Below are 18,001 nucleotides of genomic sequence, written 5' to 3' on the forward strand. Positions count from 1 at the left end.
CGCCCACAACCGACTTACGGACGCGTGACCAAGCCTTCTTATCAATGGCGCGCTCCGGGCGGGATCGACTTTGCGACGCTGACAGCGACTACGTGTTCGATCCCGAAACGGTCGAGATCGCCGACGAGGACGTCCTCTCCTTATTGGAACCCACCGTCGCCGACTGGTGGGTCGATCAGTTCGGCGAGTACGTCGCCGGCAACGGCGGCTTCTTCACGCCGCCGCAACGCGGCGCGATCCCCCACATTCACGACGAACAAAACGCCCTGATCTGCGCGCCGACCGGCTCCGGCAAGACACTGGCCTCGTTTGCGGCGATCATCAACGAACTCTTCGCCCGCGAGCAGGCCAGCCCGGACGGCCTTGAGAATTCGGTGTACTGTCTCTATATCTCGCCGCTGAAATCCCTCGCCAACGACATCCACCGCAATCTCACCGTTCCGCTGGAGGGTATCGCCGACCGGCTGGCCGACGACGGCGTCGACACCGACATCCGGCATGCGATCCGCCACGGCGACACCAGTAGTAGCGACCGGCAGGCCATGCTGGAGACGACACCGCACATCCTCAACACGACGCCGGAGACGCTGGCAATTTTGCTCAACAGCCCGAAATTCAAGCAGAAACTCGAAACCGTCGAGTACGTCATCGTCGACGAGATTCACAGTCTCGCCGAAAACAAACGCGGCACCCACCTCGCGGTCTCGCTGGAACGCCTCGAAGCGATGGCCGAGGAGTCGCCGACGCGAATCGGCTGTTCGGCGACGGTCGAACCACTTTCGACGGTTGGTGAGTTCCTCGTCGGCCGCCAGCAGCCGGGCGGCGAGCCACGCGACTACGAACTCGTTGACAGCCGCTTTGTGCGGGAGTTCGACATCCAGTTGGAGTGTCCGACTGACGACCTGATCAACACGCCGCGAGAGATCGTGCAGGGTCGATTTTACGACAGGCTGCACGAACTGATCGGCGACAACGAGCAGACACTCGTCTTTACCAACACCCGGTCGGGAGCCGAACGCGTCCTCCAGACCTTGCGGGAGCGGTTCCCCGACGAGTACGACGACGCCAACTCCGGCTGCCATCACGGTAGCCTCTCGAAAGACCGCCGCAAAGAGATCGAAAACGGGCTGAAAGACGGCGATCTCGACGTCGTGACGACCTCAACGAGCCTCGAACTCGGGATCGACATGCCACACCTCGATATGGTCGTCCAGGTCGGGTCGCCAAAATCTGTCGCCGCCTTGCTCCAGCGGATCGGCCGGGCGGGCCACCAACTCGGCGAAACCGTCGCCGGTCGGGTGATCGCACTCGACCGCGACGAACTCGTCGAGTGTGCGGTGATGCTCCGGAAAGCCGAAGAGGGATTCGTTGACCGTGTCTTCATTCCCGAGAACGCCGCCGATGTCGCCTCTCAGCACGTCTACGGGATGGCGATCAATCAAGTCTGGCGCGAAGCCGAACTCAAGGCGACACTCCGGCGTGCCTATCCCTACCGGAACTTCGACGACACCGAGTGGGAGCGGCTCATGCGGTATCTCACCGCCGACTACACCGGCCTTGAATCGAAGGACGTCTACGCCAAGATCTGGCGCGATACCAACGACGCGCCCGATGGTGACCATCACTACGAGGAGTTCCCGGTCGGCGAGCCGTTGATCGGCAAGCGAGGTCGCCTTGCGCGGGTGATCTACATGACCAACATCGGGACGATTCCCGATTCATTCAGTTGCGACGTGCTCACCCGGCAGGGCGACGAGTGGGTCGGCAGTCTCGACGAGAACTATCTCGATACGCTTGAGCCGGGTGACGTGTTCGTTCTCGGTGGCTCGAACTACGAGTACAGCTATCGGCGCGGCTCGAAGGTCTACGTCGAGCCGACGAGCGCACGCCCGACCGTCCCCTCGTGGTTTTCCGAGCGGCTGCCGCTGTCCTATGATCTGGGCCGCGAAATCGTCGCCTTTCAGGGCAACCTCTGTGAGCGATTCGACTCCGGCGGCGTCGCCGGCTGTCGGGAGTGGCTGCGGGAGTTCCCGATTGACGAAAACGCCGTTCGAGCAATTAGCCGACTGTTCGAAGAGCAGTTGCAGTATCTCGGCCCCGATGCCGTGAGCACGCCCGACCGCATCGTCGTCGAGGAGGAGTTAGATCGCGCCGAGTATCAGCGGCGGTTCTACGTCCACTCGAACTATGGCCGGCAGTTCAACGACGGCCTCTCGCGGCTGGTGGCCTTCCACTGTGCCCAGCAGGCGACCGCGAACGTGCAGGTCGCCGTCGCCGACAACGGGTTTTCGGTGCAGATGCCGCTCAACCGCAAGGTCGACATCGCCGGCATCATTCGTGGGCTTGCCCCTGACAGCGTGACGACTGACCTGCGAGCCTCACTCGACGGCACCGACCTGTTGCAGCGGTATTTCCGCATTAACGCGACGCGCTCGCTGATGATTCTCAAACGGTACAAAGGCTATGAGAAGTCGGCGGCCCAACAGCAGGTTTCTAGTGAGATGCTGTTGTCGTTCGCGCAGGATCTCGACTCCTTTGCGGTGATCGAGGAAACCTATCGGGAGATCATGGAGGACAAACTCAACGTGAGCGGGATTCGGGAGGTATTAGAGCGAGTCGACCGCGGAGAGATCGAGATCGTCGCCCACGAGGTCAACTCGCCGAGCCCGCGGGCGTTCGGGCTGGCGACGCTGATGGCCAGCGACGTGGTGCTCGCCGAGGACGAAAGCGCGGTACTCCAGGAGTTCCACGAACGCGTGGTCGCGGCGATCGACGAGAACTCGTCGTCAGTTTCCGAGGCCATTGAAACTGATTAAGTCACCGCCGGAGATGTGATGCTGAGAGGTACACCTATGTAGCTCGATCATCACGGAATATACAGTAGGAGTAGCTGGTGACCACCCAGACCCATTGCACTACAGCATCCGATATGTCTAATACAGCAAATCACCCATCCGAGCGACGCCGAGCATGAGCGAGACAGACTCGATCAGTGCTGCGTCGAACCAAATTTCGACGATCATCTCGCGGATCAGAGATGCAGTCATTACCGACGAACAGTTCCTCGAAACGGTAGTATCCGGGCTGCTGGCCAGAGGCCACGTCCTCCTAGAGGATGTTCCGGGAACCGGGAAAACGCTGACCGCTGTCGCGCTCGCCGACGCATTGAACCTTGAGTTCAACCGAATCCAGTTCACCCCTGATCTGTTGCCGAGTGATATCACCGGCTCGCAGATCTACAACGAGCAGGCTGGTGAGTTTCGCTTTCAGCGTGGGCCGGTCTTTGCCAATATCGTGCTTGCCGATGAGATCAATCGAGCCCCACCGAAAACGCAGTCCGCCCTGCTTGAGGCCATGGATGAAGGCCAGGTGACCGTCGGCGGAACCACCTACGAGCTTCCGGATCCCTTCTTCGTGATTGCGACCCAGAACCCGATCGAACAGGAAGGGACGTTTCGGCTGCCGGAGGCCCAACGCGACCGATTTGTCGTGAAGACCTCACTCGGCTATCCGGATCGTGACGGCGAGATCGAACTCCTTTCGCGACGCGAAGACCGAACAACAAAGCTGCCCACCGTCGAACCCGTCGTCGACGCCGAGCAGGTTTCGACGCTCCGGCAACTCCCGGAACAGGTGCGGATGGACGCAGAGCTGAAAGGCTATCTTGTTGATCTCGTTCGCGAAAGCCGAGCGGATTCCCGTGTTGACGTTGGTGTCTCGCCGCGTGGGATCCAGCGATTTTTCGAAGCCGCTCGGGCACGGGCGGTGATTCGGGGCCGAGACTACGTGACACCGGATGACATCAAGACGATCGCCCTCCCTGTGATGACACACCGTCTCGTGTTGACCTCGGAGGCAGCGATCCAGGATGTTGATGCGGCGACGATTGTTGCAGAAGTGCTTGAGAGCGTCCCTGTTCCAGGAGCGACCGGCGAGGCCTGAGTCTTAGCCCTGAATTGCGGCGAGGATCACGACAACACCCAAAATGGCGGCCAGCATCGCAACCACCGTTCCGCCTTCAGGGACGATCCCGCCGAGCACAGTCGCATACAGCACCCACGCGATGGCGATTCCACCGATCGTGACCACGGCCGCCGACAGTGTATGAATTAACTCGATCTGCAGCGGTGACTCGGTTTTGAGCTCCGCCCACGTGGTCGCACCCCGGTCGCCGATATCCCAGACGAACACCGAGAGTCCGACGACAGCAAACACCGTGAGCCCTGAGGCCCCAAAGATGCCGATCGCAATCGCGCCGATTGCAAGGCCGGTCGCCGCCATCGCGCTGCCGGCGGTCTCGACGGGGAAGTAGTTGATTCCGCTCCCGAAGATGACGACGCCGAGAACAAATGTCAGGAGCGACATGCCGATGACAATAACACCGGCGATGACACCAGCCGGCGTGAGCGCGGTTGTCACCTGTTCAACGAGGGGCGCGACCGCTGCTGGAACGCGGTCGTGAAGCATCGATACCGCCGGCGTCCCGACAACCGCGAGCGTGCCCGTGGTAGCACCTGCAAGCATCCCTGGTACAAACCAGCCGACGGTGCTGGCGATACGGCCGGTGACCAGCTGTACTCCACCAAACACAGCTGCGATCAGCATCGCCCCGCCAAACGCGACAAGCAGGACGCGACGGAGACCGGGGGCCGCAAACAACGCAAATACCGCGGGATAGCGACCGGCGATGGCAGCGATATCGACCGACGACACAACTGCCACTAATCCACCGACAGTCAGTGATACAATCACCCACAGCGAGATATTCAGCAGCCGGCTGAGTTGGTTCACGCCGGCTTCAACCCGCTCTTGGCTTGTTTGCGGGGTGAGCTGGACAATCGGTGCGGCCGCAAGGATGAGCTGTCCGCCTGCGATAACGAAACTACACAAGACAAGGAAGGTGATCATCGCCACGGTCGCAGTTCGCGGCGCGAGGAGCACGGACGTGACGCCCAGGCTGTCGAATCCAACTGCCGGCACCTGCGTCAGGGCATTGAACCGTCCCACGATGATTCCCGCAAAGAGAACACTGGGCCCAACTGCGGCCTTGTTGTTCACCGTCCACATGTCTGCGATACTCCCGTTGCCGACCGTGTTGTTGAACAGCCCGAGAACGCCGAATCCGGCCAGCCATGCGGCCCCCACGAGCCCGAATAATCCGATCGCCGTCGGGATCGTTGCGAGAATCGCGTCGACTGGCACCGGCACCAACACACGTACTGGCAGAACGACCGCTGCCAACACGCTGACACCAACGACCGGCAGCAACAGTGCGGTGATGGCGAGGCCGGCTGGCGTCTCTGTATCACGCAGAATTGTTAGCGCGCCGACGCTCACTCCGGAGCAGCCAGCGACGAGTGCCGGCGATGTCCGGCCAACAACGGTTGTGAGCAGCCAGATCCCCACCGCGACCCCGACCGCGATGAGTACCGCTGTCGACCGTGTGCCATTCGGTTCTGGGATCGATAGTCGGCCACGAAGCATCGTTATCGACCCATCCCCGTGAGTCGTGTGAGAGCATTCCGAAGGCTGTCTTCAGACTCCCAATCGATGACGGTCGTCCCCAGCAGTCGCAGGGATTCGAGCCGTACCGCCCGTTGCATCCCGGTGATGCGACCGCCGATTGTCGCCGGCGTCGTGGCCGGCGAAAGAATCGTCACCGCATGGCCATCAGCGCGGAGGGATTCGACGAGGTCGGTGATCGGTGCGTCTGTCACCGGGCTACAGAGAATTACCTGTGCCCCGGTCGGCACGAGCGACCGCGTTCGATTCCACGCCACCCCGCCGTCGGCGACAGACGCACCGGGGGGTGTGTTGTCAGCGGTCGGGTCATCGGTCGTTGCCGAGCCGGGAGCCGTGTGAGACTCATCTGTCGTGCTGGTCGCAGCGGCGTTACAGATGGCTGTGGCATGCGGCACAAATGAGCGCCCCTCCTCGGCGGCAGCCCAGGCTGGCGGATGACGATCGGTTTCTGGGTCTGCGACGCCGAGGGCACCCAACGAGACCTCGTGGCCCTCGTTGATGAGTACCTCAAGGGCGATCGTTGCGGCATACGCGCTCAGTGTTGCCCCCGTTGGTGCGTTGCGGTCGGCTGCGGTATGAGCCGCCCGACGACTGTCGATGAGGACGGTGATGTGTGCGGCATGCTGTTCACGGAACTCAATGGTCGCCAGCTCCCCGGTTTTGGCGTAGCTGCGCCAGTCAAGCCGCTTGACCGGGTCGCCAGGACGATACTCGCGGGTTGCATGGAATTCGACACCCGGCCCGCCGCTATCTGTCGCTAACTGGCCCGCATAGGCTGTTGTCTGTTGTACCGGGATATCTTCGATCGTTACCCGACACTCGAAGCGATCGATGCCGTCGGCCGTTTTCGTCGTCTCCGCGAGTCGGGTGCCGTTGGTATTTCTGGCTCTGAGCGTGACCGGCTCGAAACTGTAGCTCCCGCGGTCAGCTCTGATTGTGTAGGTTACCGTATACTGGTCGCCGGGTCGGAGCGCGCCCCCGGATCGAGGCGAGCCGTCAGTGACACCGATCTCCGGGGGGACTCCGTCGACAACCCGCAGATCCGGGATCGTCGACGTCCCCGTGTTTTCGACGGTCAGTGTGACAGCGATCGATTCCCCCGGTGCTGGTGTTTCGGGTGTGAGCTCTCGGGTGACGGTGACGGCGTCGTCGATCGCTGGTGTGGTGGCCACAGCCGCAGTCAACACAAAGAGCAGTGGAATCCCGGCTGCGAGAATCAGGGTGTATGTCCCCGTGAGAATCCCTGTGGCAGCTAAGAGCAGTGCGTACGCCCGAAACCCGCTGAATCGTCTGATCCGCATTAGCTGTCACCACCGGTGTCCGTCTGCAGTCGACCACGCAGTTTGTCGATCCATGACTGCTGGGTGGTGACGGGTGCAAAGCCGGTCGTCGCCTCAGCACACTGTGTTTCGACAACCCGCAACGTTCGCCGAATACGGTAGTCGTAGGCATGGGTTGGATACAGCCACTCGTAGAGCCGGTACCACAGCGGGAAGTCCGCGGCATTGGTCGTCGTCACCGTTGCCGCCGCGACAGCATCGGTCGTCCAATCGCCGCCGTCAACATACCTGATTGCGTCCTGTTTCTGTTTGTCCTGTGTGTAGAGTGCGATGAGTGTTTGTCTCAGTGCATCCTCGATGGGTGTCTCCGCGCTGTGTGCGTGGGCTGTCTGTTCAAACGCTGTCGTGAGTCGCTCACCCGTAATCGACACGTCGCGAGTTGGTGTTTCGACCGACGTGGTGTCCAACCCGGTGTCTGCATCGCGGCCGTTCCAGACCCCGAATCCGACCAATCCAATGAGCGCGAGCAGTCCACCAGTTAGCAGGACAATGCGCCGATCGCCAAGCGTCTCGGTTCCTTGGGTGAGTGGCTCGGTCACGCTGGTCGGCAGGGCCGACGGGCGGTAGCCGATCAGCAGCGCAAAGCCGACTGTGAGACACACACTCCCAGCGAGCGCGATATTGCGAGCGGTGCGTGTCTGTCTCATGGGTCGTCGTCCTCCGAGGACTCGGTGATCTCTGCGAGGGCCTGTCGGGCTGCGTCGAGCCGTGAGTCTCCCGGTGATTGCTGGCCGTACTCAACGGCCCGATACAGATCCGTGAGGTAGGTGACCGGTTGGTTCGGAACCCCCTTCTCGATCGCGTACTGTCCGATCTCAACGGGCGTTCGGGTTACGGCCTGTGGGGGACGGATGAGCGAGACGAATGTCTGCCACATCGATCGGAGCTGTCGATCCGGCCCAGCCCCGTTAGCCTCACTGTGTGTCGATTCCGTGTCTGCGTTGCCAGCGGCTGCTTGCCACCGGTGACGAAGGCGCTCCAGCCACGATTTGAGTGCGGCTAACAGCCGGCGTGGATCGAGTCGCTGCTGGATCTCACTTACCGACAGAGCAAACACCGACCGCCACGCCCGGAGCCGGGCGAGAAGCCGCCTCATCGCGGTGGTCAACCGATCTGCTAGCCCCACCAGGAGTGTCGTTGCTCGATCGGGGAGTCGCCGCAGAAACGCCCTGATGACAGCCAATCTATCTGTCACCGAGCCGCTGGTCACACCGCGACGACGGGCAGCAATCACGAACCCAGCGATGACGACGAGGACGCCACCAACAACGATAGCAGCGTTTCGGTAGAGCCCACCGACCTGTGTCTCGCCTGTTACACCAGTCACCGTCGTTGCAACTGTGGCAGTATTTGCGATCGGGAAATTGAACGCAAGCGTGCCGTTTTCGTCTGTCTCCCCGACCGTCTCACCGTTGACACGGACAGGAACCCCGTCGATCTGCTCTCCGGATCGGGTTACCGTCGCCGTCGCTGGCCCCGCGGGGAGCGCGATGCCACCCGGACTGACTGAGACATTTGGTGTCAATGCAGTCCGCTCGTCGTTCGGCGTGTCAGCATTTGCTGGGGTGACCTCGAAGGTGGTCGACTCACTCACGGCTCCTCGGGAGACGGTGACGCGATACGTGCCCGGAGTGACATCGGCCAAGGAGAGATCGTAGTACCCCTCCCTGTTTGTTGTTCCGACCTCGGTTCCATCGAACGAGACTGTCGCATCGCTGATCGGGATATCCTCGACGCTGGCGACGACTCTGGCGGTTTCGCCGGCTGTTCGGCTGCCGACGACCGCGAGTGTGGCGTTTTTCGCCAGCGGATAGGTCGCTGTTGAGTCCGCTGTCTCCCCATCGACCTGTGGGATCACTGTATTGCCTGATGTCAGTGGTGTCGCTGCACTCAGCAGTGGGAGACCGTTGGTGATCGCGCCGAGCGAGGCCACAGCGAGTGGCCTCGCTTGGGGGGTCGGTGTGGCATCGGTGTATTCGGTCTGGGTGGTGTCGTCGCCGGCCCGGATCGTGACCCGATCGGTATAGGGCAGTGTGGTCTCGACGGATCCGGTCGCATCTGTCCACCCGACTCGCTGATCGTTGACGAACACCGGGACACCGCTGATCGACTCATTTTCTTTGGTGACTCGCACTGACACCGGCGCGCCGACAACAGCCGACCGGTTCAACGAAACCTCGTACGGTGGGTCTGGTGTCGACACCGAGAGCTCGTCGGCTGGCGTGGGATCGAACCGAACCCAGCCGACATCCGGGAAGTACACCTCGACCCACGCGTGGCCGCGGTCGCTCGTGACGAGATAGGTGTCATCGCCGACCGGTCTGCCCTTCCGGAAGCCGACGACATACCGGGCGGGGACGCCCTGGCTTCGGAGCATGGCGGCCATCGTGGTCGCAAACTGCTGGCAGTAGGCGGCATCCACCTCAAAGATCAGTTGGTCGGCGATCGGCTGGCTTGGGTCGAGCGACGTGTTCAGCGAATAGCCCTTGTTCGATGTGAGCCACCGCTGGACGGTCATCGCGCGGTCGTATCGGGTGTCCGTCCCCGCCAAGAGTTCGCCGGTGAAGTCGCCGACGCGATCGGGGGTGTCGCCCGGCATTCGGGTGTACGTTTCGCGGATCTCCCGTGGTGTTTGGCCCTCCGCGTTTCGAAGCACCGACGGCTGCCGCGGTGGGAGCGCACTCGTTGCGGTGTAGGTCGTCTCCGCCGACAGCGACTCGTCGGTTTGAATGCCGCCGGTCGCTGAGGTTTGGAGAGTTGGCTGGGTGCCGTCGCCGCGGAACGAGACTGATTCGGGTTGCCACGCCGTCGGCAGCGAGCGGCCACCCTCCAAGAGGGTGACATCGTAGGTGATGCGTCGATTGCCGCCGGTGAGGTCGTCGTTTGGAATCCCCTCATCGAGTGGGGTGGGGGCCTCGGCCTGTTGCCAGCCGGTGCCGGTGTAGGTCTCGTAGGCGGTCTGTCGCCAGTAGGTGTTTACCGGCGATTCGACGGTAAACAGCGGGGCTTGGCTGGGTTGCTCGCTGAGGCTCCCGCTGATCTGAGCCGACTGTGGTGGGTTGGTGAGCGAGCCCCCGGCGGTCTGTCCGGGCGCGCCGATCCCGGTGGGCTCACCACTCCCAGCAGACTGGCTCTCACCGGACTCGCCGTCGCCGGTGGATCCCATCTCGCCGGATTGAGCGCCTGCTTGCGTGCCGGCCGCTGACCCGCCGGGCGATTGCGTGCCAGCGGGCAGTTGGCTGCCTTCCGGGAGTTGCTCGGCGATGGCTTCGTTTGAGCCGAAGATGTCGACGGCCGGGAGAAACGCGGCCGAAAACAGGAGGGCGACGATTGCGATCACGACCAAGATGGCCTCGCCGATCCGCCTGTCGTCGCCCATGGTATAGTAGCTGTCTCGGGTGCAGCGCAGGTAAATGTGACCCCTGAAGCGGTGAGTCGTTATCGGTGACTGGTGGGAGTTTGGCGTCGGTCGCGTGGGTTGACGACCGCAAGGCGCGGTTCGTCGTGCTGCCCGCCGGCAGCGAGTGGTATCCGACCGAGACGGTGGCCGACAGCGAGCCGATCAGCGCGACCGTCGTCGATAGCGACGCGATACCGGGGACGTATGCGCATCCGGAGTTGCCGTACGAAATCACGGTTCTCGAAGCATAGCTCGTGGTGTGGCGTCAGAACTTATTCACGTGGCCGCCAGTAATTCAGGCAAGAGTCATGAGTGGTTTCGATAAACAGGACGACCCCGAGCTTGGAAACGGCGATACCGTCTCCGAGCGGCTGGAAACCCTCGATGTAGATGAGGACGACACCTGTTCGACCGAGGAACTCCGCGAGCGGCTTGATCTGTAGACGACTTCGATTGACGGTATCGAAGCGGCTATGACTTTCAAGAATTGGGTATAGATCAATCCACAATTAGTCTTCATTTTCGAACAATTCTGTTGGGAGCAGAGGCCACAATAGTCTGTTTACGACCGCCTGAAATGGCCCCAGTGCAGTGACAACACCTCCGGCTGCAAATGAGCTAATACCCAGTACGAGATAGGCTCTCACTGGAAATCCAGAGGATTGTCCACCAAGAGAGAATCCGATATATGTCCCAATCAAAATAAGCGCCGTTGCAAACATCAAAGAGCCAATTATCACATACATACCGGGAGCGGTTCTGGAGTGTCGTTTCAACAGACCCCAGAGTTCTCGATAAAATCCACCCACCGCCGTCTTAGTCTCCGTTGAGGCTGGATTGTGTGTTTCTGTATTCCAAACGACCGTCATTTGTGCTTCTGTTTTGTTAATCCATGTTTCGTCTCCCTCTTCCATTTCCTGAATTAGTTCACTGACACGAGTTTTCGAGACCGAGACAGCATCCCCTATCTCATCAAGTGTGAACTGCTTCCCATGGTTCATGTACAGGAGTTCTGCAATTTCGAAGAACGTTTCTCCCTTAGAATCGAATTCATCTTCGAAGCTATTCGGAATTTGAACCATATGAACATATCACGAAACCCGAAAGTAAATAATTAGTTCCGGTGTTGATGACGATCAATACCCCGGTTGATAGCGATAAACCCCCGTATTAGCCGATTTAAACGTCTTCTGTGTTTTTTGACCCTCGAACAGTGGTTATGGTTGGCTATGTCAGGCCACAATGAATCAGACACAACGAAGCATCGACTCAAAACACTCTCGGCTGATCCGAACTGGAATGAATACATTATCCCAGAGAGAGCGATAGGAGTAACAGGGGCCTTGATAGTGATCGTGGTGTCTGTACTATTCTATCCGGAGGAAATCATTCGGTTCGGAAGCGAGTTGGATCAGGGCTATATTAGCGCGCTGCAAAGCATCGCCCCAGAAATTGGTCTTATTTTCCTGCTTGTTGTTGTCCACGAGTGTATCCATTATGCGGTAGCGGTCGCAGAAGGAAAGAAGCCACAATTCGGATTGAAAGTCCGTAAAACGGTTGGACTACCCTTAGAGATAAATCCGTATGTTATTGCACTCAAACAACGGATTTCTCGTAACGAGAATATTTTGGTGCTTATCGCACCGCTGATTTTGATTAATTCGCTCGCAGTTGGTGTATTGTTACTTCCCATGCCGAATAAAGTGAGTTACTACGCAGAGTTAGTCTTCGTAGTCAATACCATCGGTTCAATTCAAGATATATACAATGTGATTCGGTTACTTGGCTTTCCCAAGACGACTGAATTTGTGAATTTCGTTGACGACGAGGTTAGAACATTCTACACGACTCAATCAGAGTAATCGAATTAGAACCCCTGCGACGCGATTTTTCCACTCACCGATCCGCCCATTCCAGCATCCGCTCGTAGAACTGCTCACTCGACAGCGCGGCCCGATCACCGACCAACACGAGCCCCTTTTTCGCCCGCGTCAGCGCGACGTTGATCCGGCGGTAATCCTCGAACAGCGGCCCATCCAACCCCCCGGTGGCGACAAAGGAGACGATGATGACCTCTTTGCTTGAGCCCTGAAACCGATCGACGGTATCGACAGTCACGCCGACCCGACGGCTGATCTCGGCGACCTGCGCGCGGAACGGCGCGATGACACCGATGTCTTCGGCGGCGACGCCGGCGTCAAGATACGACTCGACGATCTCGGCGACCAGGTCGGCCTCGACGGGGTTCGTGTTGCCGACGCGCTCGCCGTCGGGGTCGATAAACGCGACTGCATCACCCAACTCGGCCGGCAGCGATGCCGGATCGACGAGGTCGCCAAGCGACTGGCCTGCGACCGCGCCGGTCGCCGGACGGAGCGCGCCGTCGTAGAACTCCGCCGACGAGAAGGCCTGAATCCGCTGGCACATGCGGTACTGCCGGGTGAGCATCACGCTCGCCTCGGGATAGGCATCAATCAGCCGCTCGAACAGCGAGGTCGACAGCGGATTGTCCGCAGCCGGTTCGTCGGCGACGCCGCCCTCGCCACCGGGATCGGCGGCCTGCACGACCGGCGGCAACTGCTCGTGGTCGCCGACGAGCACGAACCGCTCGGCACGATTTAGCGCGGCCAACGCGTCCGGCTCGGTGAGTTGACTGGCCTCGTCGACGACCGCTACGTCGAACTCCTGTTCGCGCATCACCCGGGAGCCACAACTCGCGGTCGTCGCCGCCACCACGGGTGCGTTCCGAAGCGAGCCGGCCAACTCTTGCGGGTCGCCGGCCTTCTCAAGACGCACGTCGAGCATATCCTCACGAACCCCGGTCGTCGTCCCGACGCGCTGGATGTCCTCGAACCCTTGCTCACGAAGGGCCTCCAGGGCGTTGTCGACCGCGCGATTGGTAAACGCCGTCAGCAACACCCGATCCCCGCGAGCGACGAGCGCGCGGATCAGCCGCGCGATTGTATACGTTTTCCCTGTCCCGGGCGGGCCGTGAATCAGCGCGCAGTCCTCGGCGTTGACCGCGAGATTCACCGCCTGATTTTGCCCGTCGTTGTTGTCGATAAACGTCTCCTCGCCCTCGCTAAATTCGGGCTCACGTCGCCCAAAGAGGATGTCCTTGCGGTCATCGCTGCCTTTCAGCACCGTGTCGTGCAGCGCGGTCAACATTCGGTCGACCGAGAGTTCGGAGGGATACACGTCGAGCCGCCGGAGTTCGACCGGCTCGTCGGCCGTGACGACGATCTCTTCGTCGAGTTGGGTGATGCGGCAGAGTTCAGCATGCCCCGAAACCGGGTCGCCGTCGCTGGCGAGCGCGACATCGCCTTCGCGGAGTTTCGACACCGCCTCGGCCGGTTTCCGCGCTCGAAGCTCCCAGCGATTGCCGTCGATCTCCTCGCGACCCAATGGTTCAAGCTCGATCAACGCACGGTCATCGGCCGCCCGCTCTTCGGCGTCTTGCTCCCAGAGTTTGCGATATTCGGCGTGGATCGCCCGACGTTCGGCCTCAATTGCGTGATACAATCGCTCGAAGTACTGCTGTTCTTCTTCGGGTACCGCAGTCCCGATCTGACCGGCTTTCGATTCCTGATCGAGTCGCCCAGAGACGACCATGCAGGTGTCCTGCTCGAAACAGTACTCACATTTCGCATCGGCCTCATAGCCGGTCGGTACCTTGCCGCGGGCCTCCATCGCCGCCAGTTCGTTACGACTGCGGACGACGAAATCGAGCAGACCTTTGCCCACCGAGAATTCTTTCGCGGGCGAGAGGTCACCGGATTCCTCAGTTCGCTCCAGTGTCGTGTTTTTTGTATAGAGCAAGGTTCCGGTATCGGCGTCGATCCCACGTTCCTCCAGCATCAGCGCGTAGCAGGCGGCCTGAATCTTGTCCTGAAACCGTGGCTCGCGGGTCGTGTTTTTACCCGTTTTGAGTTCGACCGGCATCCCCCGTCGCAGCGCGTCGGCACGGCCCTTCAGGCCGAACGTCGGGCTAATGAGCGTGTACTCAGAGCGCCAGTTGTCCTCCTCGGTGAGCGTTCCTTGGGCGAGCCACCCTTCGATTGCGGCGGCGTTCTGTTTGACCTCGCCTTCGACTTCAGCCACATCGCGGCCCAAGACCCCAAGTTCGAGGCCGGCCTCCTCGACGCGGTCGGCGACGGCGGTATCGAGGTCGCGGCCACGAAGCAGATCCCCGAAAACCTCGTGGACGATTGTTCCCTTAATCACGGGGTAGTTCAGCGGAATCGCCGACAGTTTGTTGAGGTAGTACATCCGCGGGCACTGCACCCACGACCGGACGCTGGTCACGTCAACGATGAAATCCGGTTCGAGGACGACGTAGGAATCGCCGCCCGTGCTGTAGGTTGTCGACCCTTGATACTCACCTTCTTCGGGGTCGGTGAGAAGCAAATCCATCCCGGTCTCGGCGTCCGCAGCTGTGTCGGCCCACTTGCCCCACAGCGTTACGTCGACGGCGTCGTCGCCGCCGGTCGGCGTGCCGTCGGTCGGTCGCACGCGGAGTTCGGCCAGCCGTCGCTCGCCGTGTTGCGTTTCGACTGTCGTCGCCCCATCGCAGGCGACGATCTCGCCGCGAAGCTCGTCGGTCACTACCCTCACTCTGCGCGGCGGCCTGAAAAACGCTGTCGGTGGCCACGCCGCAATCGACCACCGACTCGCTCAGGCATCGACTGGCTCGATCAGGTCTGGATCGTCGTTAGTCGGGCTGTTGACGCGGTCGGAGACGCGGTAATAGTCGAACTCGTCGGCCGGATACGGATCGAGCAAAGCCGCGGCCGCATCAGGATCCTCGTTGAGCCACTGTTCTTCCTCATCAGGTTCGAGCACGACGGCCATCCGATGATGGAGCTTCGAAACGAGGTCGTTCGGTTCTGTCGTAATCACGGTAAACGTCTCCAGCGGTTCGGGGTCGTCGTCGGCATCACCACCACCGAAGGAATCGAGCCCGAGTTGCTGGGTCGGCGGCTCCCAGCGTTCCCATAGCCCGGCCATCGCAAACGGGCGGTCGTCCTCGAAGGCGACGCGGTAGGGTTCCTTCCCGTCGCCGAGATCGGTCCACTCATAGAATCCGTCGGCCGGCACGAGACAGCGACGCGATTCGTAGGCGTCGGCGAAGCTCCGCTTTTGACGGACGGTCTCAGCGCGAGCGTTGATCAACCCCTGTTTCTCGTCGGCCCATGAGGGTGTCAACCCCCACGTGAAAAACTGCAGTCGGTCGGGGTTCTCGCCTGTGATGACCGGGAGCTCTTGGCCGGGCGAACAGTTGTACCGCGGTTCGAGCGAGTCAGGAACGGCCACATCGAACCGCTCGGCGAGGCGTTCCGGCGACGTATGCAGGGTGTACCGGCCGCACATGGGCCAACATCGAGCCGCCGGGGCTTATCTGTCGTGATCCGCGGCGAGCCGGAGAATTAAACTACACCCACCGCCCGGATGCATGTGTGCGAATCGAGAACAGTTTTATTCCTGTCAGCGGGGTCGGTGAGACGACCGAGCGAAAGCTCTGGGCCAACGGTGCGACCGACTGGGACTGCTTCGATCCCTCGCTGGTCGGGCCGACGACCGCCGAGAAAATCGAGTCGTTCATCGACACGGCACGGGATCACCTCGCCGCCGAGAACCCCACGTTCTTCGATCAGACCTTCCCCAGCAGCGAGCGGTGGCGACTCTACGAGAATTTCCGGGATGACGCCTGTTTCTTCGATATCGAGACGACCGGGCTGGACGAACAGCGCGACATCGTCACGACCGTTAGTTACCATCAGGCCGGCGAGACGACGACACTGGTTCGTGGCGACGACCTCACGGCCGATCGAGTGCAGGCGATGGTTGACGATGCCAGCCTGCTGGTCAGCTTCAACGGGATTCGGTTCGACCAGCCGTTTCTGGAGACCTCCTTCGGCGTCGATGTCGACGTCCCGCACCTCGATCTGATGTACCCCTGCAAAACCGTCGGGCTCGACGGTGGACTCAAACAGGTCGAACGCGATATCGGGGTTGAGCGCGACCGCCCCGACATCTCGGGACGGGACGCCGTCCGGCTGTGGCGCGAACACGAATCCGGTGTCGATGGCGCGCTGGACACTCTCATTTCCTACAACCGCGAGGACGCGGTCAACCTCAAAACGCTGGCCGACGAAGTGACGACGACACTCCACGAGCAAGTCTTCGAGCAAGCGCGGCAGCAGTCAGTCGAGTAGGCTGCGAGTTAGGAGTCCGCAGTCGAATCGGGGTCGGCACCGTCGCCGTCGCTTTCGAGTTCGATATCGTCGCTTTCGGCGTCGGTGATGATGACCGCGCCGTCGTCGGTGTCAGTGTTGTCGCCGGCTGCGTTGTCATCGTCCTCGCTGTCAGCATCGTCAGGATCAGTCTCGACAGCGTCAGTCTCGGATTCGGCTGTGTCGTCGGCAGCGTCGCCGCCAGCGAGGTAGTGGCTGCCAACCGTTTTCGCCGTCTCGCTGTCGGGTTCGGAGTCCTCGTCGTCAGTTTCACCGTCCGGCTCGGCAGCCGATTCGCTGGCGGCGTCATCACTGCCACCGACTGTGTAGGCGGCACCGACCGGATCACTGGCGTTCTCGGTTGGCTCGTCGGTGTACGCAGATTCGGCAGCGTCGTCCTCGATCGCAGCCGCCTCAGCCGCGTCGCTGCCGGCCGTGTACGACATCTTCAGTCCGGAATCCGTCTCGGCTGCGGCGGCTGCGTCCGGTTCTTCGGTGTCTGCGGCCGCTGAGTCACCGTCGTCAGCAGCGTCGCTATCCTCAGCTGCCTCCTCGTCGGCGTCGTCGCTGGCGTCGTCCTCCCTCGTATCATCCTCAGTTCGACGGATCAGCTTCATCTCGCCGCGGGCCCGGAGCGTGCCATCGACTTCGGCCCCTTCGTTGACGACGAGATCCTCGCAGGCGACATCGCCGCGGATGTGGGAGCCAGCAGCGAGCGTAATCGTCCCGCCGCGGGTCGTTACGTCGCCGATGACAACTGTGTTCTCGCCGACCTCGATGTCGTCGCGGGCGCGCAGGCTGCCGAAAACGGTCGTGTTCTCGCCGATAGCGATGGATTCGGCGCGGATGTTGCCGTGGAGCCGGCAGTCGTCGCCGATCTGGGCCGGCGTCGAGACGCGCCAGGCGTCGTCGGAGATCTCGGCCCCGCGGGGGACGACAAGCGGTGATCGCTCCTCGATGCCTTCGCCGGCGAGCGCGGAGGCGAACTCGTCGGCCTTGTCGGTATCGCCCACCCGGAGGAACTGCGAGAGGACGATGAAGTAGAAGACGAGGACAGGCACTGGGTTCCGGGTGACGATCCAGCCATTGGCCTCGAAGCCTTCCTCGATGGTCACATCATCGCCGATATCGAGATCGCCGGAGACGAGGAGTTGGCCGTTGATCTCGACGCGCTCGCCGATGTAGGCGTCTTCGCCGGCGAGCACACTCCCGTCGACCGCACACCACATGTCGAGGCGGCAGTCACCGTCGGCCTCGATCTGTCGGCCGAAGTCGACGCGTTCGCCAGCTGCGATCGTTCGACCCCGCAGCCCGAAATCCACGGTGCTGTTGCTCCCGATAAGGATGTCGCCGTCGGTGACGACATCGTGTTCCTCGACGGTCGTCCCGTCGGGGATCTGAAGCTCATCGAGCGGGTTCTGCGGGGGGTTCACAGGCCGATGCAACACGCCGCGGCTATTAAACCGTCCGCAAGACGGGTGGCTGACACGTCGGTGTCGGGCCGA

Annotated in this window: 14 protein-coding genes; 6 read left to right on the plus strand and 8 right to left on the minus strand. The window is 61.4% G+C overall.

The genetic code is table 11. The annotated features are described in order from the left end of the window. Positions 1 to 44 precede the first annotated feature (44 nt). Together DM826_RS00140 and DM826_RS00145 are read left to right on the plus strand one after the other, a co-directional pair. The gene (locus DM826_RS00140; RefSeq protein ID WP_120099975.1) at positions 45 to 2,816 is read left to right on the plus strand and encodes an ATP-dependent helicase; all 2,772 of its coding nucleotides are present in this window, start codon (positions 45 to 47) and stop codon (positions 2,814 to 2,816) included. Positions 2,817 to 2,970: 154 nt separating this feature from the next. Further along, entirely contained in the window at positions 2,971 to 3,942 is a 972-nt protein-coding gene (locus tag DM826_RS00145; RefSeq protein ID WP_120099978.1) for an AAA family ATPase, read from the plus strand. Between the two features lie 3 nt (positions 3,943 to 3,945). Here the strand turns inward: DM826_RS00145 and DM826_RS00150 are convergent, their stop codons facing one another. The 4 genes from DM826_RS00150 to DM826_RS00165 are packed head-to-tail and all read right to left on the minus strand — an operon-like array spanning position 3,946 to position 10,242. Further along, positions 3,946 to 5,484 (minus strand): hypothetical protein, encoded by a 1,539-nt coding sequence (locus tag DM826_RS00150; RefSeq protein ID WP_120099980.1) that lies wholly within the window; start codon positions 5,482 to 5,484, stop codon positions 3,946 to 3,948. A 2-nt stretch (positions 5,485 to 5,486) separates the two neighbouring features. Next, entirely contained in the window at positions 5,487 to 6,824 is a 1,338-nt protein-coding gene (locus DM826_RS00155; RefSeq protein WP_120099983.1) for a DUF58 domain-containing protein, read from the minus strand. Continuing rightward, entirely contained in the window at positions 6,824 to 7,510 is a 687-nt protein-coding gene (locus DM826_RS00160) for a DUF7269 family protein (RefSeq protein WP_120099985.1), read from the minus strand. Before DM826_RS00160 ends, DM826_RS00155 begins: the two co-directional genes overlap by 1 nt. Then, the gene (locus tag DM826_RS00165; RefSeq protein WP_120099988.1) at positions 7,507 to 10,242 is read right to left on the minus strand and encodes a transglutaminaseTgpA domain-containing protein; all 2,736 of its coding nucleotides are present in this window, start codon (positions 10,240 to 10,242) and stop codon (positions 7,507 to 7,509) included. The genes DM826_RS00160 and DM826_RS00165 overlap by 4 nt, the downstream gene beginning before the upstream one ends. A 65-nt stretch (positions 10,243 to 10,307) precedes the next feature. Between DM826_RS00165 and DM826_RS00170 the strand changes: the two genes are divergently transcribed. Further along, positions 10,308 to 10,514, plus strand: coding sequence for a hypothetical protein (locus DM826_RS00170; RefSeq protein WP_133304610.1), 207 nt, complete (start codon positions 10,308 to 10,310; stop codon positions 10,512 to 10,514). A 57-nt stretch (positions 10,515 to 10,571) separates the two neighbouring features. Beyond that, positions 10,572 to 10,706: a hypothetical protein gene (locus DM826_RS13255; protein WP_267899950.1), complete on the plus strand. Its 135-nt coding sequence runs from the start codon at positions 10,572 to 10,574 to the stop codon at positions 10,704 to 10,706. A 66-nt stretch (positions 10,707 to 10,772) separates the two neighbouring features. On the opposite strand, the gene DM826_RS00175 is transcribed toward DM826_RS13255, so the two are convergent. Continuing rightward, entirely contained in the window at positions 10,773 to 11,345 is a 573-nt protein-coding gene (locus DM826_RS00175; RefSeq protein WP_120099991.1) for a hypothetical protein, read from the minus strand. A gap of 147 nt (positions 11,346 to 11,492) precedes the next feature. Here DM826_RS00175 and DM826_RS00180 point away from each other — a divergent pair, with 147 nt between their 5' ends. Beyond that, complete coding sequence (locus DM826_RS00180; protein ID WP_120099992.1) at positions 11,493 to 12,125, plus strand: DUF3267 domain-containing protein; 633 nt, start codon at positions 11,493 to 11,495, stop codon at positions 12,123 to 12,125. 34 nt (positions 12,126 to 12,159) lie between these two features. Here DM826_RS00180 and DM826_RS00185 read toward each other — a convergent pair whose 3' ends face one another. Then, positions 12,160 to 14,868, minus strand: a complete 2,709-nt coding sequence (locus DM826_RS00185; RefSeq protein ID WP_120099993.1) for an AAA domain-containing protein — start codon at positions 14,866 to 14,868, stop codon at positions 12,160 to 12,162. Positions 14,869 to 14,937: 69 nt separating this feature from the next. Next, a complete protein-coding gene (locus DM826_RS00190) occupies positions 14,938 to 15,633 on the minus strand; it encodes an SOS response-associated peptidase (RefSeq protein ID WP_120099994.1) in 696 nt (231 codons plus the stop codon). Between the two features lie 86 nt (positions 15,634 to 15,719). Between DM826_RS00190 and DM826_RS00195 the strand changes: the two genes are divergently transcribed. Continuing rightward, a complete protein-coding gene (locus tag DM826_RS00195; RefSeq protein WP_120099997.1) occupies positions 15,720 to 16,478 on the plus strand; it encodes a ribonuclease H-like domain-containing protein in 759 nt (252 codons plus the stop codon). An 8-nt stretch (positions 16,479 to 16,486) separates the two neighbouring features. On the opposite strand, the gene DM826_RS00200 is transcribed toward DM826_RS00195, so the two are convergent. Continuing rightward, complete coding sequence (locus tag DM826_RS00200; protein ID WP_120099999.1) at positions 16,487 to 17,929, minus strand: polymer-forming cytoskeletal protein; 1,443 nt, start codon at positions 17,927 to 17,929, stop codon at positions 16,487 to 16,489. Positions 17,930 to 18,001 lie beyond the last annotated feature (72 nt).

This window comes from Halonotius aquaticus (assembly GCF_003605575.1).
Classification (GTDB): domain Archaea; phylum Halobacteriota; class Halobacteria; order Halobacteriales; family Haloferacaceae; genus Halonotius; species Halonotius aquaticus.

What these genes read in the sequence shown, in the direction of transcription:
- DM826_RS00180 (WP_120099992.1), top strand. Translation starts at nt 11,493, where the DNA reads ATGTCAGGCCACAATGAATCAGACACAACGAAGCATCGACTCAAAACA.
- DM826_RS00150 (WP_120099980.1), bottom strand. Translation starts at nt 5,484, where the DNA reads ATGCTTCGTGGCCGACTATCGATCCCAGAACCGAATGGCACACGGTCG.
- DM826_RS00140 (WP_120099975.1), top strand. Translation starts at nt 45, where the DNA reads ATGGCGCGCTCCGGGCGGGATCGACTTTGCGACGCTGACAGCGACTAC.
- DM826_RS00160 (WP_120099985.1), bottom strand. Translation starts at nt 7,510, where the DNA reads ATGAGACAGACACGCACCGCTCGCAATATCGCGCTCGCTGGGAGTGTG.
- DM826_RS00190 (WP_120099994.1), bottom strand. Translation starts at nt 15,633, where the DNA reads ATGTGCGGCCGGTACACCCTGCATACGTCGCCGGAACGCCTCGCCGAG.
- DM826_RS00165 (WP_120099988.1), bottom strand. Translation starts at nt 10,242, where the DNA reads ATGGGCGACGACAGGCGGATCGGCGAGGCCATCTTGGTCGTGATCGCA.
- DM826_RS00155 (WP_120099983.1), bottom strand. Translation starts at nt 6,824, where the DNA reads ATGCGGATCAGACGATTCAGCGGGTTTCGGGCGTACGCACTGCTCTTA.
- DM826_RS13255 (WP_267899950.1), top strand. Translation starts at nt 10,572, where the DNA reads ATGAGTGGTTTCGATAAACAGGACGACCCCGAGCTTGGAAACGGCGAT.
- DM826_RS00175 (WP_120099991.1), bottom strand. Translation starts at nt 11,345, where the DNA reads ATGGTTCAAATTCCGAATAGCTTCGAAGATGAATTCGATTCTAAGGGA.
- DM826_RS00145 (WP_120099978.1), top strand. Translation starts at nt 2,971, where the DNA reads ATGAGCGAGACAGACTCGATCAGTGCTGCGTCGAACCAAATTTCGACG.